17 protein-coding genes are annotated in these 24,429 nt (G+C 71.3%); 8 read left to right on the top strand and 9 right to left on the bottom strand.

Features of this window, described 5'->3' with window-relative positions; genetic code table 11:
- Nucleotide 1 precedes the first annotated feature (1 nt).
- Nucleotides 2-535: an NUDIX domain-containing protein gene (locus OG595_RS36390; protein WP_329279611.1), complete on the bottom strand. Its 534-nt coding sequence runs from the start codon at nucleotides 533-535 to the stop codon at nucleotides 2-4.
- 221 nt (nucleotides 536-756) lie between these two features.
- On the opposite strand from OG595_RS36390, the gene OG595_RS36385 reads away from it, so the two are divergent.
- The 4 genes from OG595_RS36385 to glpK all read left to right on the top strand — a co-directional run bounded on the left by OG595_RS36385 (nucleotide 757) and on the right by glpK (nucleotide 5,169).
- The gene (locus OG595_RS36385; protein WP_329279609.1) at nucleotides 757-1,203 is read left to right on the top strand and encodes a Zn-ribbon domain-containing OB-fold protein; all 447 of its coding nucleotides are present in this window, start codon (nucleotides 757-759) and stop codon (nucleotides 1,201-1,203) included.
- Nucleotides 1,200-2,390 carry a lipid-transfer protein gene (locus OG595_RS36380; RefSeq protein ID WP_329279607.1) on the top strand — a complete coding sequence of 397 codons (1,191 nt, stop codon included), beginning with the start codon at nucleotides 1,200-1,202 and terminating at the stop codon, nucleotides 2,388-2,390. The genes OG595_RS36385 and OG595_RS36380 overlap by 4 nt, the downstream gene beginning before the upstream one ends.
- 485 nt (nucleotides 2,391-2,875) lie before the next feature.
- Complete coding sequence (locus tag OG595_RS36375) at nucleotides 2,876-3,601, top strand: MIP/aquaporin family protein (RefSeq protein WP_329279605.1); 726 nt, start codon at nucleotides 2,876-2,878, stop codon at nucleotides 3,599-3,601.
- Nucleotides 3,602-3,657: 56 nt separating this feature from the next.
- The gene (glpK, locus tag OG595_RS36370; protein WP_329279601.1) at nucleotides 3,658-5,169 is read left to right on the top strand and encodes a glycerol kinase GlpK; all 1,512 of its coding nucleotides are present in this window, start codon (nucleotides 3,658-3,660) and stop codon (nucleotides 5,167-5,169) included.
- A gap of 108 nt (nucleotides 5,170-5,277) precedes the next feature.
- On the opposite strand, the gene OG595_RS36365 is transcribed toward glpK, so the two are convergent.
- The 4 genes from OG595_RS36365 to OG595_RS36350 form a co-directional block, all read right to left on the bottom strand.
- Nucleotides 5,278-5,883 (bottom strand): GTP-binding protein, encoded by a 606-nt coding sequence (locus tag OG595_RS36365; RefSeq protein WP_329279599.1) that lies wholly within the window; start codon nucleotides 5,881-5,883, stop codon nucleotides 5,278-5,280.
- Nucleotides 5,884-6,159: 276 nt separating this feature from the next.
- Nucleotides 6,160-6,555: a DUF742 domain-containing protein gene (locus tag OG595_RS36360; protein ID WP_329279596.1), complete on the bottom strand. Its 396-nt coding sequence runs from the start codon at nucleotides 6,553-6,555 to the stop codon at nucleotides 6,160-6,162.
- A gap of 9 nt (nucleotides 6,556-6,564) precedes the next feature.
- Entirely contained in the window at nucleotides 6,565-7,005 is a 441-nt protein-coding gene (locus tag OG595_RS36355; RefSeq protein WP_329279594.1) for a roadblock/LC7 domain-containing protein, read from the bottom strand.
- Entirely contained in the window at nucleotides 7,002-10,043 is a 3,042-nt protein-coding gene (locus tag OG595_RS36350; protein WP_329279593.1) for a sensor histidine kinase, read from the bottom strand. Before OG595_RS36350 ends, OG595_RS36355 begins: the two co-directional genes overlap by 4 nt.
- 417 nt (nucleotides 10,044-10,460) lie before the next feature.
- Here OG595_RS36350 and OG595_RS36345 point away from each other — a divergent pair, with 417 nt between their 5' ends.
- The 4 genes from OG595_RS36345 to OG595_RS36330 all read left to right on the top strand — a co-directional run bounded on the left by OG595_RS36345 (nucleotide 10,461) and on the right by OG595_RS36330 (nucleotide 16,182).
- Nucleotides 10,461-11,042: a hypothetical protein gene (locus tag OG595_RS36345; protein ID WP_443073280.1), complete on the top strand. Its 582-nt coding sequence runs from the start codon at nucleotides 10,461-10,463 to the stop codon at nucleotides 11,040-11,042.
- A 346-nt stretch (nucleotides 11,043-11,388) separates the two neighbouring features.
- Complete coding sequence (locus OG595_RS36340) at nucleotides 11,389-12,849, top strand: aldehyde dehydrogenase family protein (protein WP_329279589.1); 1,461 nt, start codon at nucleotides 11,389-11,391, stop codon at nucleotides 12,847-12,849.
- A gap of 134 nt (nucleotides 12,850-12,983) precedes the next feature.
- Nucleotides 12,984-14,555 (top strand): APC family permease, encoded by a 1,572-nt coding sequence (locus OG595_RS36335; protein ID WP_329279588.1) that lies wholly within the window; start codon nucleotides 12,984-12,986, stop codon nucleotides 14,553-14,555.
- Nucleotides 14,556-14,631: 76 nt separating this feature from the next.
- On the top strand, nucleotides 14,632-16,182 hold the full coding sequence (locus OG595_RS36330; RefSeq protein ID WP_329283482.1) for a GMC family oxidoreductase: 1,551 nt from the start codon (nucleotides 14,632-14,634) through the stop codon (nucleotides 16,180-16,182).
- Nucleotides 16,183-16,245: 63 nt separating this feature from the next.
- Here OG595_RS36330 and OG595_RS36325 read toward each other — a convergent pair whose 3' ends face one another.
- The 4 genes from OG595_RS36325 to OG595_RS36310 form a co-directional block, all read right to left on the bottom strand.
- On the bottom strand, nucleotides 16,246-20,958 hold the full coding sequence (locus OG595_RS36325; RefSeq protein WP_329279586.1) for a hypothetical protein: 4,713 nt from the start codon (nucleotides 20,956-20,958) through the stop codon (nucleotides 16,246-16,248).
- An 84-nt stretch (nucleotides 20,959-21,042) separates the two neighbouring features.
- Complete coding sequence (locus tag OG595_RS36320) at nucleotides 21,043-21,924, bottom strand: hypothetical protein (RefSeq protein WP_329279585.1); 882 nt, start codon at nucleotides 21,922-21,924, stop codon at nucleotides 21,043-21,045.
- 112 nt (nucleotides 21,925-22,036) lie between these two features.
- Nucleotides 22,037-23,563: a hypothetical protein gene (locus OG595_RS36315; protein WP_329279583.1), complete on the bottom strand. Its 1,527-nt coding sequence runs from the start codon at nucleotides 23,561-23,563 to the stop codon at nucleotides 22,037-22,039.
- 124 nt (nucleotides 23,564-23,687) lie between these two features.
- Nucleotides 23,688-24,383: a GntR family transcriptional regulator gene (locus tag OG595_RS36310; protein WP_329279581.1), complete on the bottom strand. Its 696-nt coding sequence runs from the start codon at nucleotides 24,381-24,383 to the stop codon at nucleotides 23,688-23,690.
- Nucleotides 24,384-24,429: the final 46 nt, after the last annotated feature.

Genomic DNA, 24,429 nt, shown 5'->3' with positions numbered 1-24,429 from the left:
CTCAGTAGCGGCCCTCGAACCACGCGCGTGCAGCCACCGTGTGCAGCGGGAAGGCGAGCTCCTCCGGCCTGCGCAGGAGGTGCCAGCCGTCGGTCTCGTCCGTGGCTGCGGACTCCGGCAGTTGGTCGGCGGGGCGTTCGGGCAGGGTTCCGAAGAGCAGCAGGTGACCGTCGGGCGAGCTCAGCGCGTCGACGAGACGGACGTCGCGGCTCGCGGCCTCGATGCCTGTCTCCTCCCTGAGTTCACGGACGACGGCCTGCCGCCAGTCCTCGCGGTGGTCGACGTACCCGCCGGGCAGGGCGATGCCTCCGCGCGCGGGGGCGATGGTTCGGGTGATGACGACCAGGGCGGTGCCCTTGGTGTCGTACACGGGCTGGAGTGCCACCGCGACGGGCAGCGGGTTGCGGTAGGCCACGGTGCCGCAGGCGGGGCAGGTACGGGGCCAGTCGGAAACGCCCGCTCCGTACGGCGCTCCGCAGCTCGAACAGTGGGAGCCCGGCGCGGAGTTGTCGGTTGATAGTTGGTTTACGGACACGCGGCGGACTGTATCCGATCATGCGGACGGGGGCTTCCGGGGGCACCTCGGGGCCATGCCGCGCAGCGGGGGCGGCCGGAACCACCCCCGTGGACTCCGACCGCCCCTACCGATACGACGACGCACGCGGGGCTCGTGCGGTTCTGTGCGACGGCTGCCCAATCCGATGGGACCGTGCCACACTTCTGACGTTCCGTCAGATACGGGTCTCTGGAGGGGATGTGGCACGCATCCGCACACCTGTTGTCCCCGGGTGGTTCACGGAGGACGGGGACGGCTTCCGCCTCCTCGGCACCCGCTGCTCGGCCTGCGCCTCGGTCTTCTTCCCCCGCGAGGACGTCCACTGCCGCAACCCGGGGTGCCGGGGCGGCGAGCTGGCGGAGGTGCCGCTGTCCGGGCGCGGGCGCGTCTGGTCGTACACCGACAGCCAGTACCGGCCTCCGTCACCCTATGTGACGAATCCGGAACTTCCGTGGGAGCCGTACACGTTGATCGCTGTGGAGCTGGAGTCCGAGCGGATGGTGGTACTGGGACAAGCGGTTCCCGGGGTCACCGTCGCCGATCTGACGGTGGGCATGGAGGTGGAGGTCGTCCCGGGAGTGCTGCACGAGGACGCGGAGACGACCTGGACGACCTGGCACTGGCGGCCGACGGGGGCGGTGAAATGACCGGAGAGGTGGCGGTGCTCGGCGTGGGCATGCACCCCTGGGGCAAGTGGGGGCAGAGCTTCACCGAGTACGGCTCGGCCGCCGCACGGGCGGCGCTCGCCGACGCGGGGGTCGACTGGCGGGACGTCGACTCGGTCGTCGGTGCGGACACCGTGCGCGGCGGATATCCCGGGTACGTGGCGGGGGCGACGTTCGCCAAGGCGCTGGGCTGGCAGGGCGCCCGGGTGACCAGTGTGTACGCGGCGTGCGCGTCGGGGGCGCAGGCGATCGCCGTCGCACGCGCGCAGATCCTCGCCGGGCTCGCGGAGGTGGTGCTCGTCGTGGGCGCGGACTCGGCACCGAAGGGGTTCTTCCGGCCGGCCGGCGGGGACCGCGCCGACGATCCGGACTGGCTGCGGTTCCGCGTCCTGGGGGCGACGAACCCGACGTACTTCGGGCTGTACGCGCGTCGGCGGATGGCCGTGCACGGCGACACCCTGGAGGACTTCGCGCAGGTGAAGGTGAAGAACGCCGCGCTGGGTGCCCTGAACCCGAACGCGCGCTACCGCAAACGGGTCACCGCCGACGAGGTCGCCGCGTCGGCGGTGGTCGCCGATCCGCTTCGGCTGCTCGACATCTGCGCCACCTCCGACGGCGGGGCCGCACTGGTGCTGACCGGTATGGAGTTCGCGCGCCGGCACGGGGTGGCGGAGCCGGTGCGGATCCGGGCGGTGTCCACGGTGACACCGCGGTACCCCACCACGGTGCTGGACCTGCCGGACATCGCCACGGACTCGGCGACGGCGGTGGAGCCGACGGACGGGACATTCCGGGCGTCGATCGCACGGGCCGCCTACGAGGAGGCGGGCATCGGCCCCGAGGACCTCTCCCTGGCCGAGGTCTACGACCTGTCCACGGCCCTGGAGCTGCAGTGGTACGAGGATCTGGGACTGTGCGGTGAGGGTGAGGCGGCGAAGCTGCTGCGGGAGGGCGCGACGGCCCTGGGCGGGCGCATACCCGTCAACACCAGTGGCGGCCTCGGCTCCTTCGGGGAGGCCGTCCCCGCGCAGGCCATCGCCCAGGTGTGCGAGCTGACCTGGCAGCTGCGGGGCGACTCCGGTGACCGGCAGGTCGTGGGAGCACGCGTGGGCATCACGGCCAACCAGGGCCTGTTCGGCCACGGTTCCTCCGTGATCGCGGTGCGGTGAGGTGCGAACGGCGGGGTGCGGCCCGGACGACCTGCCGGTGCCCGCCGATCCGGACGGTCCCGACCCGTCCGATAGCCGGCGGGGTTCGAGGGTGGCTCCGGCCGGCCCCGCCCATGCGGGGTGAGGACGGCGGGACGAGCGGCGGCAGCGGAGGAGCCGCCGCACGGTGAGCGCCACCGCACACCCCAGGAATCGAGCACCTCAATCATTGTCGTCGGCGACCTTGACGCCCACAGGACGCCGGAGAACACTTCCGGTGTCAGTCGGCATCGCCGCACATTCTCGGCGTATCGAGACAATGCGCCGTGCGGGCCCCCTCTGAGCCACGGGCCCTCCCCTGCGTGCGATCCGGCTGCCGCAGCACGCTCGTCACGGACGCCGGGTGGGCGCGGGAACTCCCCGGCCTCGGCTGAAGTAGCCATGGGAACGCACTCTGCAAGGTCGACCGGGGCCGGACCGCCCCGGGCGAGGGCCCAGGAGCCGCCATGAGCAATGGGGACATCTTTGTCGGCGAGATCATCGGTACAGCGATTCTGATCCTCTTCGGCGCCGGCGTGGTCGCCGCCGTCGTACTGAACTACTCGAAGGCCAAGGACTCCGGCTGGATCGTCATCACGTTCGGCTGGGGCTTCGGTGTGCTGGCCGGGGCGTACACCGCCGCACCGCTGTCCGGTGGGCATCTCAACCCCGCGGTGACGATAGGGATCGCCATCGACACCGGGGAGTGGGACAAGGTACACGTCTACATCGCCGGGCAGATGGTCGGCGCCTTCCTCGGCGCGATCCTGTGCTGGCTGGTCTACTTCGCCCAGTTCCAGGCCAACGCGGAGGAGGAGATCGCCCAGCCGACGCTCGGGATCTTCTCCACGACGCCCACGATCCGCAATCCCGTCGCGAACCTCGTCACCGAGATCATCGCGACCATGGCCCTGGTCCTGCCGATCCTGGCCTTCGGGCTGACCAAGGGGCTCGGCGAGTCCGGCACCGCGATCCTGATCGTCTCCTTCCTGGTGGTCGGCATCGGGCTGTCGCTCGGCGGTCCCACGGGATACGCCATCAACCCGGCCCGCGACCTGGGCCCGCGCATCGCCCACGCCCTGCTTCCGATCCCCAACAAGGGCACGTCCGACTGGAGTTACGCGTGGATCCCGGTGGTGGGGCCGCTGATCGGCGCCGCGCTGGCGGGGATCGTCTTCAACGCAGCCTTCTGACGCACACACGCCTTCCGGGGCCGCAGACTTCCGGAGCTTCCCACGAAGGGGACGTCATGACGGACAAGTTCGTCGCCGCGATCGACCAGGGCACCACGTCAAGTCGCTGCATCGTCTTCAACCAGGACGGCGCGATCGTCGCCGTCGACCAGCGCGAGCACCGCCAGATCTTCCCCAAGCCCGGGTGGGTGGAACACGACGCCACCGAGATCTGGTCGAAGGTCCAGGCAGTGGTCGCGGGCGCGCTCGCCAAGGCCGGGCTGCGCGCCGACCAGCTCAGCGCGCTCGGCATCACCAACCAGCGCGAGACGACGGTCCTGTGGGACCGCGCCACGGGCAAGCCGGTCCACAACGCGATCGTCTGGCAGGACACGCGTACGGCGGCGCTCTGCCACGAACTCGGCGGCACCGACGGGCAGGACCGTTTCCGCGAGCAGACCGGGCTGCCCCTGGCCAGCTACTTCTCCGGCCCCAAGGCGGCCTGGCTGCTGGACAACGTGCCGGGGCTGCGGGCCCGCGCCGAGCGCGGTGAGATCGCCTTCGGCACCATCGACTCCTGGCTGATCTGGAACCTGACGGGCGGCACGGACGGCGGACGGCACGTCACCGACGTGACCAACGCCGGCCGGACCATGCTGATGGATCTGGAGACCCTCCAGTGGGACGCGTCCATCCTGGCCGCGATGAACGTCCCCGAGAAGATCCTCCCCGAGATCAGGTCCTCTTCCGAGGTGTACGGCACCGCGGTGGGCCAGCTCGCGGGCGTCCCCGTGGCCTCCGCGCTGGGCGACCAGCAGGCCGCGGTGTTCGGCCAGGCCTGCTACGACGTGGGGACGGCCAAGAACACCTACGGCACCGGCAGTTTCCTGCTGCTCAACACCGGCAACCGGCCCGTTCCCTCCAAGAACGGCTTGCTGACCACGATGGGTTACAAGATCGGCGGGGAGGCTCCCGTCTACTGCCTCGAAGGGTCCATCGCGATCACCGGGGCGCTGGTGCAGTGGTTCCGCGACCAACTCGGCATCATCCGTACAGCGGACGAGATCGAGACGCTCGCGGCGAGCGTCGACGACAACGGCGGCGCGTACATCGTGCCCGCGTTCTCCGGTCTGTTCGCGCCCTACTGGCGCTCGGACGCGCGCGGGGTGGTCACCGGCCTCACGAGGTACGTCACCAAGGGGCATCTGGCGCGCGCGGTGCTGGAGGCGACGAGCTGGCAGACGCGGGAGGTCGTGGACGCCATGTTCCAGGACTCCGGGGTGAGCATCACGACCCTGAAGGTGGACGGCGGCATGACGAAGAACAACCTGCTGATGCAGCACCAGGCGGACGTCCTCGGGGTGCCGGTCATCCGGCCGAAGGTCTCCGAGACGACCTGCCTGGGAGCGGCCTACGCGGCCGGCCTGGCGACCGGGGTGTGGAACGACCTCGACGAGCTGAAGACGCACTGGCAGAAGGACGTCGAGTGGACGCCTGCCATGGAGGCGTCGGTCCGCGACCGCGAGTACCACAACTGGCGCAAGGCCGTGGAGAAGAGCTTCGGCTGGGAGGAGGACGGCCGGGACTAGGGCCACCGCCCCCAGGACGCCTCCACGCGCGCGCGTGCCTTCGGACCGCGGCCCGTACCCCGGTCGGCGGGGGTACGGGCCGTGCGCGTGCGGACCGGTGAGGTCCCGTCAGGTGGGGATGCTCGCGCGGCGGTCGGCCGCGTACGCCATCGCGTGCTGGACGACTCCGATGAGGACCTCTTTGACCGACTCCCGGTCGCGGGCGTCGCACAGCACGAGCGGCACGTTGGGATCGAGGTCGAGTGCCGCCCGTACGGACTGCGAGGGGTAACGGGCCGCTCCGTCGAAGCAGTTGACGCCGACCAGGAAGGGTATGGAACGCCGCTCGAAGTAGTCGACCGCGGCGAAGCTGTCCTCCAGGCGGCGGGTGTCGGCGAGGACGACCGCGCCCAGCGCGCCGGTGGCGAGCTCGTCCCACAGGAACCAGAAACGGTCCTGTCCGGGCGTCCCGAAGAGGTACAGCACGAGGTCCTCGCGGAGGGTGATGCGGCCGAAGTCCATGGCCACGGTGGTGGTGTTCTTGCCCTCCACCCCCTTGATGTCGTCGACCGGGCGGCCCGCCTCGGTGAGCAACTCCTCGGTGCGCAAGGGTTTGATCTCGCTGACCGCACCGACGAGGGTCGTCTTGCCCGCGCCGAATCCGCCGGCCACGAGGATCTTGAGCGTGACGGGCTCGACCGGGGGCTTGCCGCGCTCAGAACGCCCGAAGATCATCGGTCTCTTCTCCTGCTTGTTCGGGGTCGGTCGGCGGTGGGCCGTGGCCCCCGCCGCCCGGGGTTTCGATGAGGTACATCGCCGGGACGGCGCGCCGGCCCGTCCGCACAGCGCCATTGTCCCGTACCGATGCCGCCGCGCAGGACGGTGCCGCCGGTGGCGACGGTCGTATCCGTCCGGGCGGCCCCGACGGGCTTCCGGGTGTCGGTGAACGTCCTGCCTCGATGGTCCCGCAACTGCCGGCCTGTCACGCCTCTGCCCCCGCTTCCGCGCTGCTCAGAGCGCCCGGAGGCCGTTGATGACGTCGCGCAGAATATTCTCGTCCACCAGCTCGGCGGGGGGTACGGGGCGCGTCACATGGACCATTTCCTCGTCCACGAGGTCCCCGATGAGGACCCGCACCACACCGATGGGGAGATTGAGTTCGGCGGCGAGTTCGGCGACCGACTGGGGAGCGTCACGACAGAGTTCGACGATGACCACGTGTTCCGGGGACAGCGTGTGATCCGCTTCGGGGTCGTCCGCGTGCGCCTCCGTGATCACCACCGCGATCAGGTCGAGGCGGTGCTGGGCCGCATGGCTGGTGCGGCCTCGCGTCATGGCGTACGGACGAACGACCGGTCCCGCCTCGTCGTCGAACCAGTGGCTTCTGGGTTGGCCGTCTCCGCTCATGTCATCCCACTACCCGCCTGCGGGCAGATCGGTGCGCGGAGAAGCTGCCAGATGCACACCGACACGCTTGACCAGGAGAGTCATCTCGTAGGCGACCTGGCCCACGTCCGAGTCCGCGTCCGAGAGCACGGCCAGGCAGCTGCCGTCCCCGGCCGCCGTCACGAAGAGGAAGGCGTCGTCGAGTTCGACGACCGTCTGGCGGACGCTGCCCGCGTCGAAGTGACGTCCCACGCCCTTGGCGAGGCTGTGGAATCCGGAGGCGACGGCGGCCAGGTGCTCGCTGTCCTCGCGGCTGAGGTCCTTGGAGACCCCGGTGGGCAGACCGTCGCCGGAGAGCACGAGCGCTCTGCGGATGCTGGCGACCCGGTCGACGAGGTCGTCGAGGAGCCAGTTGAGCTCCCCCGACGCCTTGTCGCTCGCGGTCCGGCCGGTCGGCTTCGGTGCGGTCATCGACCGTCCCCCTTACTCGTTCCTTGCGCTGTGCCGTCCTGGGCGCTGTCGCCCTCGGCGTTCTCGTCACGACCACGTTGCCAGCCGCGCTGCAGCGAGGCCATGCGGCTGCGGACCTCGTCGGCGTCTCGGTCGAAGGGGTCGGCCCCGTCCTGCGGGCGTGGCTTCATCCGTTCGGCGCGTCGCTCGGGGCCGTCCCTCAACTGCGGAGCCAGGTTGGCCTGGCGTACGCGGCGGGGCAGCCCTGCCGTACCGGACGTGGCCGGGTCGGCCGCCGCACCGGGTCGGGCGGTGGTCCCGGCCGAACCACCACGCCGGTCGCGCTGCGGGAGTGCCGGGGCTTCCGGCGACAGGTCACCGAGGCCGTTGCGGCCCGACTCCGCCCGCCCGCCGACGCCGCTGGAGGGCGCGTCGGGACGGCCTCCGGCGGCTCGGTCGCCGAACCGCGAGGCGGACAGTTCCGTGCGGTCGGTGAACACCCTGGAGCCCGCCGGATCCGTACGGTCGTCGAGGCCCCGGCCGACGGTCTCCCCTCTGCCCTCCCAACGCCGAACCGAAGACTCCGTGCGGTCACCGAAGCCGTCGCCCGGGTCGGTCTCGCGACGGATCGCGGTGTCCCCCCGGCGGCGAGCCGGGAGCGGGGCCAGCGTGTCCGGGTCCGTCGGACCCGCGCCTTCCGCCGGCTGTTCGTCCGCCGCCGACGGGTTGCGCCGCGGCGGCTGTCCGGTGACCGGGCGGCCGTGGGAACTGACCAGTTTGGGGGTACGGCGACGCGGCAGCGTCGCGGGATCTCCCGCCCGGCCGGCCGCGTCGTCGGGGGCGGTTGCGTCCCAGCCGCCGGAAGTCTGCTGGGGCTGGTCGCCGGGGAGGCCGCCCGCTTCGCCCATCGCCCCCGGCATCGAGCGGTGCGGCCGGGAGAGCACGCCGTGGTCGCTGTCCGTGTCACCGAAGGGACCGGGGAAGTCGTCGAGGGCGTCCAGGTCGACGGGCGCCTCCAGTTCGACCGGCCCGTCGATGAGCGAGGCAGGCAGGCCGGGGAGGCGCGCGGGTGCCGGGGAGAGCGCGGCCCTGCGGCTCCCCTCGAACTCGGCCTCCTTGGAGGGACGAGCGCGGTCGAGGCGGAAGCCGATGCCGTTGGTGTCCGGGATGTCGTCCGTGAGGAGTGCGTCGGGGACGAAGACGACGGCCGTCGTGCCGCCGTACGGGGACGGCTGGAGGGAGACCCGGACGTTCTGCCGCTGGGCGAGCCTGCTGACGACGAACAGGCCGAGCCGGTCCGTGTCGGACAGTTCGAACTCGGGCGTCTCGGCGAGCCGCAGGTTGGCGTCGAGAAGCGCTTCGGCCGCCATGCCCAGGCCCCGGTCGTGGATCTCCAGGGTGAAGCCGTTGGCGACACGCTCGCCCAGCACCTGGATGGCGGTGTGCGGGGGCGAGAACACCGTGGCGTTCTCCAGGAGTTCGGCCACGAGGTGGGTCAGGTCGGCTACGGCCGGGCCGGTGACGGCCATCCGCGGCAGCCGGCGGACCTCGATGCGCTCGTAGTCCTCCACCTCGGCGACGGCGGCGCGTACGACGTCCATCAGCTGGACGGGTTTGCGCCACTGCCGGGAGGGGGCGGCCCCGGAGAGGATCACCAGGCCTTCGGCGTGCCGGCGCATACGGGTGGTCAGGTGGTCGAGGCGGAACAGGTCGGCGAGTTCGTCGGTGTCCTCCGTCCGGCGCTCCATGGTGTCGAGCAGGGTGAGCTGCTTGTGCAGCAGGACCTGGCTGCGCCGGGCGAGGTTGACGAACACCTCGGAGACCCCGGAGCGGAGTTCGGCCTGTTTGACGGCGGCCTCGACGGCGGCGCGCTGAAGGGTGTTGAGGGCCTGGCCGACCTCGCCGATCTCGTTCTTGTCGTACTCCAGGCGCGGGACCTCGGTCTCCACGTCGACCTGTTCGCCGGCCGACAGACGGCGCATCACGCTCGGCAGCCGGACACCGGATGCCTCGTGGGCCTCCAGGCGGAGTTGGCGCAGGTCGCGGATGAGGGCCCGGCCGATGCGTACGGACAGGAAGAGCGAGAACAGCAGGGCGACCAGTCCGAGCACGCCGGCGACGACGGCCTTGACGATGACGCCCATCACGACGGGACGGACCCGGTCCTGATAGCGGTCGCCCGACTCGTCGTTGAGCCTGCGGAGTTCGTCGAGGACGTCGCCGGCCGTGGTGTCCCAGCTCTTCGCCGTGACGCCCCGCGGTTTGCCGGACTCGGCGCTGATGGCGGCCTGTTCGGCCACCCGGAGCGGTGCGGTGGAGGCGTTCTTCCAGAACCGCTCGTAGCGGGCGCGGTCCGACAGCGGGAGCAGCGGCAGGCTGACGTCGTACATGACGGTGCGCTGCGCCACGAGGTCGGAGATGTCGCGGGACTCGTCGCGGGTGAGACGGCCCACGACCAGGGCCGAGCCGAGCAGGGCGTCCTCGCGGGAGAGGAGTTCGCGGGCGCGGGCGGTGTTGACGAGGGCGCGGGCCTGCTTGTCCATCTCCAGGTTGTCGATGATGTGGAGGTTGGCGAGCAGGACGTAGCAGGGGTCGACCAGACGGTTGTAGAGGTCGAGGGCCTGGGACCGGGTGACCGTGCCTTCCTCGACGCTGCGGCGCAGGGGTCCGATGCCGTCGAACGCCTCCAGGACGGCCGTGAGCCGCTCGCTGTCGCTGTCGCTGATCGAGTTGCGCACGTCGGACTTGTCGGCGTTGTCGCGGATCTTGTCGATGACGTCGTCGGTGGCGGTGCGGCTGCGCCGAAGGGCCGCCAGCGCGTCGGAGGCACGGGGGTCGGCGAGATAGACGAGGGTCTGGCGCCGCTCCTGCTGAAGCACGCGTACGGCGTCCTCGGTGGGGTAGCTGACCTTCTCCACGATCGACGACACATTGAACAACTCGGCCGCCTCACGCCCCGTGAGCACGGTGGCGAAGCCCCAGATCGCGGTGAGGGACACCAGCGGCACGAGAAGCAGCGCCACGATCTTCCGGCGGATGGACTTCCCGCGAAAGCGCATGGCCTCCCCCAGCTCGCCCCCGTCGACGCGGGGGTACACATGTGCGTCAATAATCGGCGTGAGCCTACTACTGACCCACAGATATCTCGAAGACCTGTCTGAGGGCTGAACTGCCGTGCTCCGGGCGAGACATGGCGAGTTGTCCGATCATTACGGGAGATTGCCTCCTCGAATCCGGCACCGACCGCACGACGGCCGTCGTCGGCCAACTTGGCCGTTTGGCTGGATTTTTACGTTTGACGGGAATCTTCGAGACACGCCGATCGTTTTTGTACACAGGAGATGGGCGGCGGAACCGTCAGCAGGGTCCGCATCCCGCGTCCAGGCCGCGTAAAACAGCGTAAGCCGGGCAACCACTGGGGAGCCGGTGTCACCGACACCGGGACGGGCGGTCTGCTGGGCGGTGGGGAGTGACACGTGATGGGCACGGCGGAAGTACGCGAGGCGCTCGGGAACGGCGTTGCGGCACCTTTGGAGCGCGGGGACCTCAGGAACGTCGGCACGGGCCAGGACACGGACGCCGGCAAGGGCAGTGGCGGGGCCGGAGCGCCCCCCGCTCCGGTCGGGCGACTCGCCACGCCGGTCAGGGCGGAGGCGCAGCCCTCCTACCGGCAGTTGTGGGTGGAGGAGCCCGCGCGTCGGCGCCGGCTGCCGGACCCGGTGCGTACGGCGGCCGTGCGGGCGGTGCTCATCATCTCCGTCACGCTGATCCAGGCGATGGTGGCCTTCCTGTCCACACTGGCCGGTTCCTGGCTGGCCTTCCCGATGGTGATCAGCAGCGTGGTCAGCACCGTGGTGGCCACCTGGGCCGCACTCGACGTGTGGGTGACGCGCCAGGTCTGGCGTCAGCGCAACGGCGTGGTGTCGACGCCCAGCAGTACGGCACGGGCGCTGCGACGCGAGCGCCGCAAGGCCCGACGCCTCGCCCGGGCGACGGCCCGGACCCAGGAGCGCATACGCAGGCAGGGCGGCGGTTCCGGGCAGCTGTCCCACCCCTGAGGGTCCGGGGCCGCCGGGGTGAGGCGAGGCGGATGGACGAGTGCGGGGCCGTCGGGACGTCGCATGCCCCGCCACCGCCGCGAGCCGCATGGCCACCCTGCATTCGAACCTCCACCTGATCCTCCCGGGCGCACATGGCCTCCGATGACATCGCGGACACGCCGGAACGGTGGTGTGCTGGATGCCGGACGAAGGGTTCGCGGACGGATTCCCCCGACCGCGGCGCGTCGCCGGACATCCGAGCGGGTGTGTCGAAGATCACATTTGGCATGAACTGTCTTCGGTCGGCAAGGCGCACAACCGGAAGGGCGCCTTCAGCAGGGCGCTGACCAGGAGGAACGAGAACATGCCCGAACTCTTCATCGGCGGTACCTGGAGATCCCCGCTCGCCGAGCGCACCCGCGAGATCCGCTGCCCCGCCGACGGCTCCCTGGTCGGTGTCGTCGACGAGGCCGACGGCAAGGACACGGTGGAGGCCATCGCCGCCGCCCGCCGCGCCTTCGACGAGGGCCCCTGGCCGGGTACACCGGCCGCCGATCGCGGTGACCTGTTGCTGCGTGTCGCCGACCTCATGGTCCGCGACAAGGACGAACTGGCCCGCGCGGAGTCCCTCGACACCGGGAAACGCCTGGTCGAGAGCGCCTACGACATCGACGACATCGTCAACTGCTTCCGCTACTTCGGCCGGCTCGCGGCAAGCGAGACCGGACGCGTCATCGACACCGGCTCGCCGAGCGTGGACAGCCGCGTCGTCCACGAGCCGGTCGGTGTCTGCGCGCTGATCACCCCGTGGAACTACCCGCTCCTCCAGACCGCGTGGAAGGTCGCCCCGGCACTGGCGGCCGGGAACACCTTCGTCCTCAAGCCGAGCGAGCTGACCCCGCACACCGCGATCCACCTGATGCGGCTCCTGGAGGAAGCCGGACTGCCCGCGGGCGTGGCCAACCTGGTGCTGGGAGCCGGTCCGGAAGCGGGCGCGCCGCTCGCCGACCACCCGGACGTCGACCTCCTCTCCTTCACGGGCGGGCTCCAGACCGGCCGCCGCCTCATGGCCGCCGCTGCCGGAACCGTGAAGAAGGTCGCGCTCGAACTCGGCGGCAAGAACCCCAACATCGTGTTCGCCGACGCGGACTTCGACACGGCCGTCGACATGGCCCTCACCGCCGTGTTCCTGCACTCCGGGCAGGTCTGCTCGGCCGGGGCCAGGCTGCTGGTGGAGGACCCGCTGCACGACCGGTTCGTCGACGAGGTCGTCCGGCGGGCCCAACTGATCCGGCTCGGCGGCCCGTTCGACGAAGAGGCCCAGACCGGCCCGCTGATCTCCGAGGCACATCGCGCGAAGGTCGAGGCATATGTCGCCCAGGGCCTGGCCGAGGGTGCGGTGCTGCGCTGCGGCGGGGAGCGTCCCCAGGGGCTCGACGGCGGCTTCTACTACCCGCCGACGGTGCTCGACGAGTGCGACGCCCGGATGACCGTCGTACAGGAGGAGTCGTTCGGTCCGGTGCTCACCGTGGAGCGCTTCAGGGACGAGGCGGAGGCGGTCCGGCTCGCCAACGACACCGTGTACGGCCTCGCCGGGGGCGTCTTCACCACCGACGAGGCCAAGGCGCAGCGGGTCGCGGCCCGGCTGCGGATCGGCACGGTGTGGATCAACGACTACCACCCGTACGTCCCGCAGGCGGAGTGGGGCGGCTTCAAGCAGTCCGGCTTCGGCCGTGAGCTGGGGCCCTCCGGGCTCGCCGAGTACCGCGAGGCGAAGCACATCTACCGGAACACCGCTCCGTCGCCGCAGGGCTGGTTCGCCTGACCCCCCTTGTCCGCCTTTGACGCGTCATCCGTGCGCCGTTCCTCTTGTGCATGTCCTGAATGTGCGCCCCCATTGATCCCGGCACCCGCAACGAGCCGCTCCCTCCCACTCCCCGGTCCCCCAGGAGTCCGCTCATGGCAACCACCGACCAACCGACAGGCCCAGGGCACACGGACGACGCCGAACTCGCCGAGTTCGGTTACAAGCCCGAACTCAAGCGCACCCTCGGCAACTTCCACACCTTCGCGGCCGGAATCAGCTACATCTCGATCCTGACCGGCACGTTCCAGCTGTTCTACTTCGGCTACGGCAGCGGCGGCCCCGCCTACTGGTGGTCGTGGCCGATGGTGTTCGTCGGCCAGTTCATGGTCGCCCTCTGCTTCGCGGAGCTGGCGGCCCGCTATCCGGTGGCGGGCTCGGTCTACAACTGGTCGAAGAAGGTCGGCAATCCGCACCTGGGCTGGCTGGCCGGCTGGATGATGCTGATCGCCTCGATCGTGTCGATCGCTGCGGTGGCCCTCGCCTACCAGCTCACGCTGCCGCAGATCTCCAGCGTGTTCCAGATCGTCGGGGACGGCACCGGCAAGTACGACGTGGCCACCAACGCGGTGATCCTGGCCACCGTGCTGATCCTGTTCACGACCGTGGTGAACGCCTTCGGTGTCAAGCTGATGGCCACGATCAACACGGCGGGCGTCTTCATCGAGCTCGTCGCCACGGTCGTACTGATCGTCCTGTTCGCCGTGCACATCACGCGCGGTCCGCAGGTGGTCATGGAGACCAACGGCACGGGTTCGGGCCACGGCGCCGGCTACCTCGGCGCGTTCCTGGTGGCCTCACTGGCGTCCGCGTACGTCATGTACGGCTTCGACACGGCCGCCTCGCTCGGTGAGGAGTCCCGGGACCCGTCCCGGAACGCGCCGCGCGCCATCATCCGGGCGATCGTCGCCTCCTTCGTCCTCGGCGGCCTGATCCTCCTCCTCGCGCTGATGAGCGTCTCCAGCCTGAAGGGCAAGGAGCTGTCCACGGACGGTCTGCAGTACGTCGTGCTCGACGTGCTCGGTCCGACGGCCGGCAAGGCGATGCTGTGGTGCGTGCTGATCGCGGTCACCGTCTGCGCGCTGGCCGTGCACACCGCGGCGATCCGGCTGGCGTTCGCGATGGCCCGCGACAACAACCTGCCCGCGTCCTCACTCCTCGCGAAGGTCAGCCCGCGCTTCCAGACGCCGGTGCTGCCCGCCGTGATCGTCGGTGTGCTGGCCCTGGCGATCCTGGTGGTCAACATCCGCCAGCCGCAGATCTTCACCGTCGTCACCAGCATCGGCATCATCATGATCTACCTCGCCTATCTGGGCGTGACCGCACCCATGCTGGTGGCACGGCTGCGCGGCAAGTGGCAGCCGGCCGGCGACGGCAAGTTCTCACTGGGCCGCTGGGGTCTGCTCGTCAACATCGGCGCCGTGCTCTGGGGTGCCGCCATGACCATCAACCTGATCTGGCCGCGGGCCTCGGTCTACAACGCCACCGCCCCCTTCCACTGGTACCTCCAGTGGGGTGCCGTGCTGTTCGTCGCGGTCATCGCCGGTGGCGGCTTCGCCTACTACTGGTTCGTCCAGCGGCACCGGACGGGTGTGCTCGCCGGACACCGTCTTGAGGAGAAGCCGGCCGCGCCGGCCGCTCCCCTCGCCGCCCCGGCGGCCGACTGAAGGAGGTCAACCCCACATGGACCAGCCCCACATGGACCAGCACAGCACGGACCGGCCGACCACGGACCGGTCGCCCATGAGCACCGACGAGTTCGACTATGTGGTGGTGGGCGGTGGAACCGCGGGCAACGTGGTGGCCGCGCGCCTCTCGGAGGACCCGTCCGTCACCGTGTGCGTACTGGAGGCGGGCCCGAGCGACGTCGGCGACGACAACGTCCTCAGACTCGAACGCTGGATGGGCCTGTTGGAGTCCGGCTACGACTGGGACTACCCGGTCGAACCGCAGTCCAGCGGCAACAGCTTCATGCGGCACGCCCGCGCGAGGGTGCTCGGCGGCTGCTCGTCCCACAACTCCTGCATCGCCTTCTGGGCCCCGGCCGAGGATCTCGACGACTGGGCGGCGGCAGGCTGTACGGGATGGAGCGCGGCCGATCTCTTCCCGCTCTACCGGCGCCTGGAGACCAACGACGCCCCCGGCGACCACCACGGCCGCACCGGCCCGGTGAAGCTCCGTACGCTGAAGAGCGAGGACCCGTGCGGCAACGCCCTGTTGGAGGCGTGCGCGCAGTCGGGCATCCCCACCACGCCCTTCAACACCGGCAAGACCGTGGTCCGCGGGGCCAACTGGTTCCAGATCAACTCCGACGAGAACAACATCCGCCAGTCGTCCTCCGTCGCCTATCTCCATCCGGTCATGGGCAGGCGGCCGAACCTGGAGGTACGGACGGGGGTTCGGGCGAAGCAGCTCGTGCTGGAGGGGCGCCGGTGCGTGGGTGCCGAGTACCTCGACCCGGACCTCATCCACACCAGGACCGTACGGGCGCGCCGCGAGGTCATCGTGTCGTGCGGTGCCATCGACACCCCGAAACTGCTGATGCTGTCCGGTGTCGGACCGGCCGAGCAGCTGCGCGAGGTCGGCATCGAGGTGGTCGTGGACTCGGCGGGCGTCGGCGAGAACCTTCAGGACCACCCCGAGGGCGTCATCATGTGGGACGCGAAGCAGCCGATGACCACGAAGTCCAGTCAGTGGTGGGAGGCGGGCATCTTCTACGACACCGAACCGGGCCTGGACCGGCCCGACCTGATGTTCCACTACGGCTCGGTGCCCTTCGACATGAACACGGCACGTTGGGGCTATCCGACGTCGGAGAACGCGTTCTGCCTCACCCCCAACGTGACCCGGGCGAAGTCGCGCGGCACGGTGCGGCTCCGTACCCGCGACTACCGGGACAAGCCGATGGTCGATCCCCGGTACTTCACGCACGAGCACGACGCGCGCGTGATGACGTACGGGCTGAAGCTGGCCCGCCGGATCGCCGCGCAGCCGGCCCTGAGCGGGTGGGCGGGGGCGGAACTTGCCCCCGGGCCGGATGTCCGGACGGACGATGAGCTGCTGGACTACATCCACAAGACCCACAACACCGTTTACCACCCGGCCTGCACGGTGAAGATGGGCGCGGATGATGACGCGTCGGCTCCGCTGGACGCGCGGTTGCGGGTGAAGGGGATCGAAGGGTTGCGGGTCGCCGACGGATCGGTGATGCCGGAGTTGGTGTCGGTGAATCCCTGTATTACGACGATGATGATCGGGGAGAAGTGCGCTGACCTTTTGAAGGCCGACGCATAGGGGTGGTGCGGGTCGTGGGGAACTGCGGCGCCGTTGTGGCCGGTCGCGTGGTTCCCCGCGCCCCTAGGGGGTTGCCCCTGAGGGAGTCGACTGCGCCGGGCGCTTGAACATCCTCGTCGCCGTGATCTCACTGTGCACCGCGTCCCCCTCCCCCGCCGGGGCCTGTTGTGGCAGGCCCGGGCGGAGGTGTTCCTCCACGCGGATGTACTTCAGGCCCGCCCGGAGGTCCGCGTCGTTGCGGAGGCGGATGACGAGGGGGAACTCGGCGAGCGCCGTCGTGTCGAACAGGCCGGTGGTGTAGAGGAGTTGGACGCCCAGCGCGTCGGACACGGCTCGCTGGAGTTCCAGCAGGTACGTCGCGTTGGCACGCCCGATGGGGTTGTCGAGGAACAGCGTGCCGGCGTGCCGGTGCTTGTCCCGGCCCCGGTCGTTGCTGCGCAGCGCGGCCATCGTGCAGTACAGGGCGATGGCCGCGGTAAGCAGCTGACCACCGGAGAACACGTCGCCCATCTGTCCGACGGGCACGCGCTCGGCGCGCAGTACGGCGTCGGGCTTGAGGATCTCGACGGCGATGCCCTTGGGCTGGAGGGCGGCTCCGACTCCCCTCAGGAGCAGGGACATTCCGTCCCGGCGCAGGTCGGAGTTCTTCTTCACGGCCGCCCGGGTCGCCTCGTCGATGACCTCGCCGAGCCGCTCGGTGAGCGTCGCCTGGTCGGGCTCCTCGAACCGGATGCGCAGGAACTCCTGCCCGGACCACTCACCGAGCCCCTCGGGCAGCCGGGACAGCCGCTGCGCGGACCGCAGGGTGGCCAGCGCCGACTCCACCAGCCCGCGCAGCCGGTCCACGATCGAGTCCCGGTTCCGCTCCAGCTGCGCCAACTCGTCGGTCAGGACCCTGAGTCGGGGCGCGAAGGCGTCCGCCCACTTCTGCGCGTGCTCGGGCAGCGAGGACGCGGGCAGCTCACGGATCTGCTGGCGGGCGGGGGTGCGCACTGCCTCGTACCGCGTGGAGTTGGCATGCCGTACGAGGATGTCGCTCGCCTCGCGCACGGCGGCCTCGGCGGCGGACAGGTCGGTGGCGCAGCCGCGCAGGGAGCGGCGGGCCTCGGCGGCCGACTGACGTGCCTCTTCCGGGGTGCCGGCATAGGGCTCCGGGGCTTCCTGCTCGTCGTCGGCGGCGTGCTCGCGCATCAGGTCGCGGAGCATGGCGGCGATCTCGTCGAACCCGGAGGCCGCGTCCTCGGCCGCCCGGTGGGAGCCGAGCAGTTCGGCGTGCGCCTCCCTGGCCCGGGTCAACGCCTCGTTGCGGGAGGCGAGTTCGCTGGTGGCGGTGCGCAGCAGGGCCTGGGCGTGCTCGGCGTCGCGCGGGACGAGTTCCTCGGCCAGCCCGGTGTGCTCCTCGCCATCCTCGGGCGCGTGCCGCTCGGCCTCGCCGCGCAGCCGCCCGAGTTGCTCACTGGCCGTGGACACCCGGGTCTCCAGGAGCTGGACCAGTTCCTCGGCCCGCGCGGAGGCGGCCTGCCGGGACGGTCCGTCGGACCCGTCGGGTGACAGGAGCAGCTGCTCGGCGCGCATACGCACCTTGTTGCTCAGCCGGTCCAGCTCCGCGCGACTGGCGCTCTCCTCGCTCTCGGCCCGCGCCTGTTCCGCCCGCAGGTCGGCTCCCACGCCGACCTTCTCGTACAGCTGGGAGGCGGCCCGGTAGGCCTCGCGGAGGGCCGGCAGCGACGACTTCGCGGCATCCTCGTCGGCTTCCGGCAGGTCATCGGGGGCGCCCGCGATCTCCGCGCGCTCGGCGCGCAGGGCGCGGGCCGTGCGGCGTGCGTCGTCGGCGGCGCGCTGGGTGGCGCGCCGGTCCTCGTCGGCGGACCGGGCACGCTCCAGCAGGAGCTGGGCGCGGGCCTCCGACTCGACGGCCTCGTCGGCCAGTTCACGCACCTTGACCTGCCAGCCGGCGCGTTCCCGCAGCCGGTATGCCAGTCCGGCGAGCGCGTCGGCGGCACGCCGGGCCCGCTGGGCGGCCTCCTGCCGCTCGTCCCGCACCCGGGCCGCCTCGCTCATCACCTCGTCGGCCTCGGCCCGTACGGTCCGTGCCTCGGCCAGCTCGGCCTCGGCCTCCTCGGCGAAGGCACGCGCGTCGTGTGCGGCCCGGGCAAGCTCGGCGAGCCGCCCGGCCGGGCAGCCCGTACGCCAGGAGGTGAGCCGGGCGGCCAGTTCCCGGTCCTTCCCGAGCCGTGCGGCGAGCGTGCGGATCTCCTCCTCCCGCTCACCCGCCCGGGCCCGCAGCGCCTGCCGTTCCTCGTCGGCGGCGTGCTCGTCGTGCATGGCCGGGTTCGGCGGTACGAGGAACACGTCGCCGTCGCCCGGTCCGGGGGCCGGAGTGGGGGCGAGCAGGGCGGCTGCCGTACCGACCGCCACAGCCGACCGGGGCAGCAGGGCGGCCTCGGCGAGGGCCTCGCGGGCACGCGCGTGCGTGGCGGGGTCGGTGATGATGACGCCGTCGACCAGTTCGGGGCGGGCCGCCAGCACGCGCGCGTGGTCGGCGGGGTCGACGGCCTGGGCGAGATAGCGCCAGCCGGGCAGCGCGGGGATGCCGTGCTCGCCGAGGAACTCGACGGTGGCCAGCACATCGGGGCCGGGCGGCAGCAGTCCGCCGTCACCGAGCGCGCCGAGGATGCGGGCGTCGTCGGCGGCGCCGGTCCGCAGCTCGAAGAGCTGGCGCTCGGCGGAGGTGACCCCGTCGTCGAGCAGCTCGCGGAGTTCGTCGGCGAAGCGGTCCAGCTCCTCGGAGGTCAGGGGACCTTCGTCGGCTGCACGGGGGGCGCCCTTCCCGCCGTCCGCGGCCGTGCCCTCGGCACCGCCGCCCCCGCCCTCGCCCGTGCCCTGCTGGTGCGGCAGCGCGGCGCGGCCCCGCTGTCGCGCACCGCCGGCGGACGGCAGGTTCAGCAGCTCGGCGAGCCGCTCCTCCCCCGCCAGGGCCTCGGCGGTGCGCCGCTCGGCGTCGTAGGCGCGCTCGGCCGCGGTGGCGGCGTCCGCCGCGCGGGCCGCCGTCAGCTCCGCACGGGACTCGGCGGACGCCGCCTCACGCGCGTGCTCGGAAGCCCGCCGGGAGGCCTCACGGGTGGTGTCCCAGGCCTCGACAGCGGTCTTCTCGGCGTCACTCGCGGCGAGCGCGGCCCGTGCCGGATCGGCGTCGGGGGCACTGTCGTCGAGCCAGCCCGCGCGCACCGCCTCCGCGGTCTCCTGCTCGACCTCGCTGAGCCGCTGCCGCAGATGCCCGACCTCGCTGCGGGCACGCTGCGCCTCGGTGGCCGCGCCGGTCGAGTCCCGGTGGGCGACCTCGCTGACCTCCTGGAGGGCGGCGGACCGCTCCTCCTCCTCGTTGGCGAGCGCCTCCGCGCCTTCCGCCGCCGAGTGCAGTGCCCGTACGAGGTCGACGGCGGCCTTGGCGCGGGCGGCGAGCGCGGGGGCCGCGTCCCGTTCGGCCTCGCGGATCGCGACGGCCACGCGCGCGGAGCGGTCGGCGGCGGCACGGTGGCGCAGGACGACCTCGGCGGCCTGCCAGGCGGAGTGCATGGTGCGCGCGTCGGCGAGTTCGCGCTTCTGCGCGGCTGCCGTCTTCTCGGCCGCCGCGAGTGCCAGCGAGGCGTGCCGGAAGGCGAGTTCGGCGGCGATCAGCGCGCTGCGCTCCCGCCCGCCCTCGGAATGGGTGACGGCGTACGCGGCGGCGGTGACCCGCTGGGCGAGATCACCGGCCCGGACGCGTTCCTGGACGCCCCGCGCGGACAGCCGCCGGGCGAGGGTGCGGGTACGCCGCTCCGCACCCGCGTGGATGTCCCGCGCGCGGGAGCGTGTCTCCGCGGCCTCGACGATGCGTCCGAGGAGGTCAACGGACCCGGCGGTGAAGTCCCGTTCGGCGATCAGTTCGGACCGTCGGCCCAGCTTGTTGCCGAAGCCGCCGACCAGGTCGGCGAGCCCGTCCGTGTCCCGGGTGTCGGTGACCGCGCGCAGCAGCAGGTCGGTGAAGTCGGAGTCCTTCTTGACCGCGAAGAGGCCGGCGGCCTCACCTTCGTCGGCGTTCATCTCCCGCTGGTAGCGGAAGAGTTCGGGGTCGAGACCCAACTCGCCCAGGTGCTCGATCCAGCGGTCGTGGATCTCCTCCCAGTGCACGTCGAGATGCGGATACGCCTTGCCCGCCTCGGTGATCGCGTCCCGGAAGCCCTTCATCGTCCGGCGCCGCCCCTGGGCCCCGGAGGCGCCCTCCACCGGCGGTCGTACGGCGGTGGACTCGGCGACGGGAAGGTTGTCGAGGCTCAGTCCCGGGCCGGGCCGGAAGGAGTACCAGGCCTCGGCGAACTTCCGCGGATCGTTGGAGACCTGCCGCCCCCGCCACTCGCTCGCCTTGCCGACCACCACCAGCTCGCCGGTGAGGGTGTGCTGCCACTCCAGGACCACGTGCCCGCAGTCGTCGGCGAGCAGGAACTTCCGCAGCACGCCGGAACTGGCGCCCCCGAGCGTGTTGCGGTGCCCCGGGAGCATCACGGAGAAGATCAGCTTGAGGAGTACGGACTTGCCGCCGCCGTTCTCCAGGAAGAGCACGCCCGCGGGCGCGGGCCGGCGCGGCGGTCCGACGGGCTCGTCCTCGAAGAACTCCGCCTGGGTGGGAGCGGGGTCGGGCACCGGCTCGCCGACACCCCGCAGGTCAAGCACGGTGTCGGCGTAGCGCGCACCGGCAGGACCGATGGAGTAGAGGCGGACCCGGGACAGCTCGTACATGGCGGGACTCTCGTAGTCGTAAAGGGAGTAGTCGGGTTGGGTGCGACGGGGGCTCGGAGCGGCGGTAAGGGGGCGGAGGGGCGGTCAGGACTGGTGGAAGGGCAGTCCGGCGTCGGCCACCAGGTCCAGGTCGTCGGTGTCCTCGGCGGGCAGCAGCGTCGGTGTCCCGTCGGTGACCGGTACGACGCCCAGCTCCAGCAGCTCGGCCATGGCGGCGTTGCCGGCCATGTCCCGGACCTGGAGCTGGTAGCGGGCCGTCGTCCGGTACGTGCCGCCGTTGTCGTCACCCGTGCGCTGGAGGAAGCCGGAGTCGGTGAGGAACACGACGGCCTTGCCGACGATGCCGGTCGTCGAACCGGCCGGTCTCCGCGCGTCCTTGGTGGCCCCCGTGGCGCTGCGTCTCATCCAGATCCGCCAGGCGGCCTCCAGTCCCGGGGCGTCGCTGACCGGGTCGGTGTTCTCGCCCTGCGCCTCGGCCCGCTCCTCCAGCCGACGGCAGGCCTGCCGGACGAAGGCCTCGACCCCGTTGACGGTGACCCGTCCGACGTAGCCGTCGTCGGCGAGATCCTCGGGGCGCGGGAACGCCATGGCGGCCACGGCGAGATGGGCGAGCCCGTGCAGGAATCGGTCCGAGCCGTCGGCGGACGTACGACGGGCGTAGTCGCCCATCCGCACGGCGAAGACGGAGTCCTCGGCGGCGGTCACCGCCATCCCCGCGCGCGGGGACACCTCCAGCACGATCAGCCCCAACCCTGCGGCCACGGCGTCGGCGAGCCGGGCGAACGCCGGGTCCTCGCGGTACCGCCGCAGCAACTCGGCGTACTCCTGGTCCCGGGCGGCCTGAAGCTTGGGCTGCAGCCCAAAGGCGACCAGCCGCGCGGCGTCAGCGGCATCGGCAGGAGTCACAGCCGCAGTGGCCGGGGCCGCCACGACCTCCGGCTCACTCCGGTCGACGAGCTCATTCACAGCTGCAACTCCCTGTTCTTGTAAGCGAGGGGACGGCCGACTCGCCTAGGGGCGCGGGGAACTGCGCGACAAGCCGCGGCGGGTCCGCACCCGGGCGACAACCTCAGCCCGATCACGCTGCCTCCGACCTGCCGGCGGCCATCCCCACCGCATCCAGCAAAGCCATCCCCACGATCAGATCCGCGCCCCCGAACTCCGGATCGTCCAGCTCCGTCCCGTCATCGACCGCGAACAGCAGCTTCTCCTCGCCCTGCCGATAAGCCGTACCCACCGGCGGGCTGGCCGCGTGCACGGCCAACAGGGCCACCAGATACGGAAGTTCCGTATCCCGAAGTCGCGCCTCGGCCAGCAGCCCCGACAACCGCCGAGGCGCGTCCGCGGGCAGGTCCAGCAACTCCATCGCCGCCGCCAACTGCTCCTCGCTGAACCGGCTGTCGTCCGGCGTCGCGATCAGATCCGGCTCCGGCATCTCCGCCCCGAGATGCTCCCGCTCGACCGGCGGCGTCAGCAGTATGTCCACGAGGTCGCCGACCCGGACCGACACCGGCGTACGAAGGCCCGTCCCGCGCGCGAAGAACGCGTCCGTGACCCGCACCGCCGCCTCCAGGGGCAACGGCAGCACGGGGGCGACCAAGTGGCCGTACAGGTCGATCCCCGAGGACGTCATCGGGGTCGCGAAGGCCTGCCGGTCCTGTTCCGCGCGGAACAGTGGCCCCGCCTCCAGCAGCCGGGACTGGAGCAGTGTGTGCCGCCGGATGCAGTCCTTCACGATGTCGACGAGTTCGGCGGCACGCCGCTTCTGCTCCGGGTCCTCGGACTCGTCACGGGCCTTGCGGATGTTGGTCAGGATCGCGTTCTCGTGGCGGTACCGGTCGGCGACGTGGTCGAGGGCCTCGGCGATCATGTCGGGGACGGTCTGGAGCCAGTCCACCGCGCGCACGTTGCGCCGGGTCGCGTCCAGCGCCCTGCGCAGGGTCTCCGAGTACTGCACGGTCCGGTAGCGGGCCTGTTCGGCGGCGAGCTGCGCGTCGGCCAGCCGGCCCCGGCTGATCAGCACCTCCAGCTTGACCTCGGCGGCGATCTGGGCGCTGGTGACGTCGGTGTCGAGGGCGCCGACGAGTACGTTGACCGCCTCGTCCGTCGTACGGAGGTAGACGCTTCCGCCGTACCCCGGGACCTCTTCGATCAGCTTGAAGTCGTAGTCACGGCGTACATACGTACCGTCCGGTGCGAACGTGCCGTATACAGCCCGGAAGCCGCGGTCGACGCTGCCGACGTTGATCAGGTTCTCCAGGACCCAGCGGGCGACGCGCTCGTGTTCGGTGACGGGCCGCCGCGGGGCCTGGGCGGCGATGCGCGGGATGAGGCGGGCGACGATCTGGTCGTGGTCGGCGCCGGTGTCGAAGTCCATGTTCAGGGTGACCAGGTCGATGGCCGAGAGGGCCACCTCCGCCATGCCGTACACCGAGTACTCGCCCGCGAGATTCGCCTTGCGCGCGTCCAGGTCGTGGAGCGGGGCGGTGCAGGCGAGCGCGCGCAGGCGACGCGCCAGTCCCTCGTCGGCGGCCGGGCCCGGGGCGGGGCGCGGCCCCGCGCTGAGCTGGGGCGGAACGCTGTCCGTCGATGCAGGCGAAGTCACGGTGCACAGACTAGGTCCTCGGTCTGACAACGGCCCAAACGACTCAGAAGCGACCCGCCGTCACCCCGCCACCGTGTCGTTGACGCCGCGGGGAGGACCGCAGGTCCCGGTCCGCCCGTACCGGCTACCCGTCCTCGCCCACCCGTCGCCGGTAGACCTCGACAACCCGTTCGAGCGAGTCGTCGAGATAGACCGAGAGCAGCCCCTCGGTCCGCTCCCGGTCGCCCGCCTGGAGGGCCTGCAGTATCTGCTGGTTGCGCGCGAGATAGGGCTCGTGCAGGCGGCGCGGGTCGTCCACGACATGGAAGGCGAGGCGCAGTTCGGCGAAGACGCTGCGCATCAGCTCGTCGGTGCGGGCGCTGCCGGCCAGTGCGACGAGTTCGCCGTGGAAGTGGATGTTGGCCGTACCCAGCCCTTTCCAGTCACCGTCGCGTGCCGCCCGCTGCCCCTCGTCGACGGCGGCGGCGAGGTTGTCCAGGGCGTACGGCGGCTCACCGAGGCCGCGGACCACGGCGCATTCGACGAGGGCGCGGGTGCGGTAGATGTCCTCGACGTCCTCGACCGTGAGGACCCGTACGAAGACGCCTCTGTTGAGCTCGTGGATCAGCAGGCGTTCGTGCGTGAGCAGCCGGAACGCCTCGCGCAGGGTGTTGCGGGAGACGCCGAGGGCCCCGCCGATGCTGTCCTCGGAGAGCCGGGTCCCGGGCGGGAAGTACCCGTCGGCGATCCGGCTCCTGAGGATGTCCGACACCCGCTCGGCGGTACTGGTGCGCCCGAGAAGCGCGCGGTCGTCGGCCAGTCCCGTCAGCTGCTCTGCCATGCCCGGAATTCAATCGTAGATACAAGAACGAAACAACACGGGTATT

It is taken from the genome of Streptomyces sp. NBC_01451 (assembly GCF_036227485.1).
GTDB lineage: Bacteria > Actinomycetota > Actinomycetes > Streptomycetales > Streptomycetaceae > Streptomyces.
This window is presented reverse-complemented; position numbering and strand designations above follow the sequence as displayed.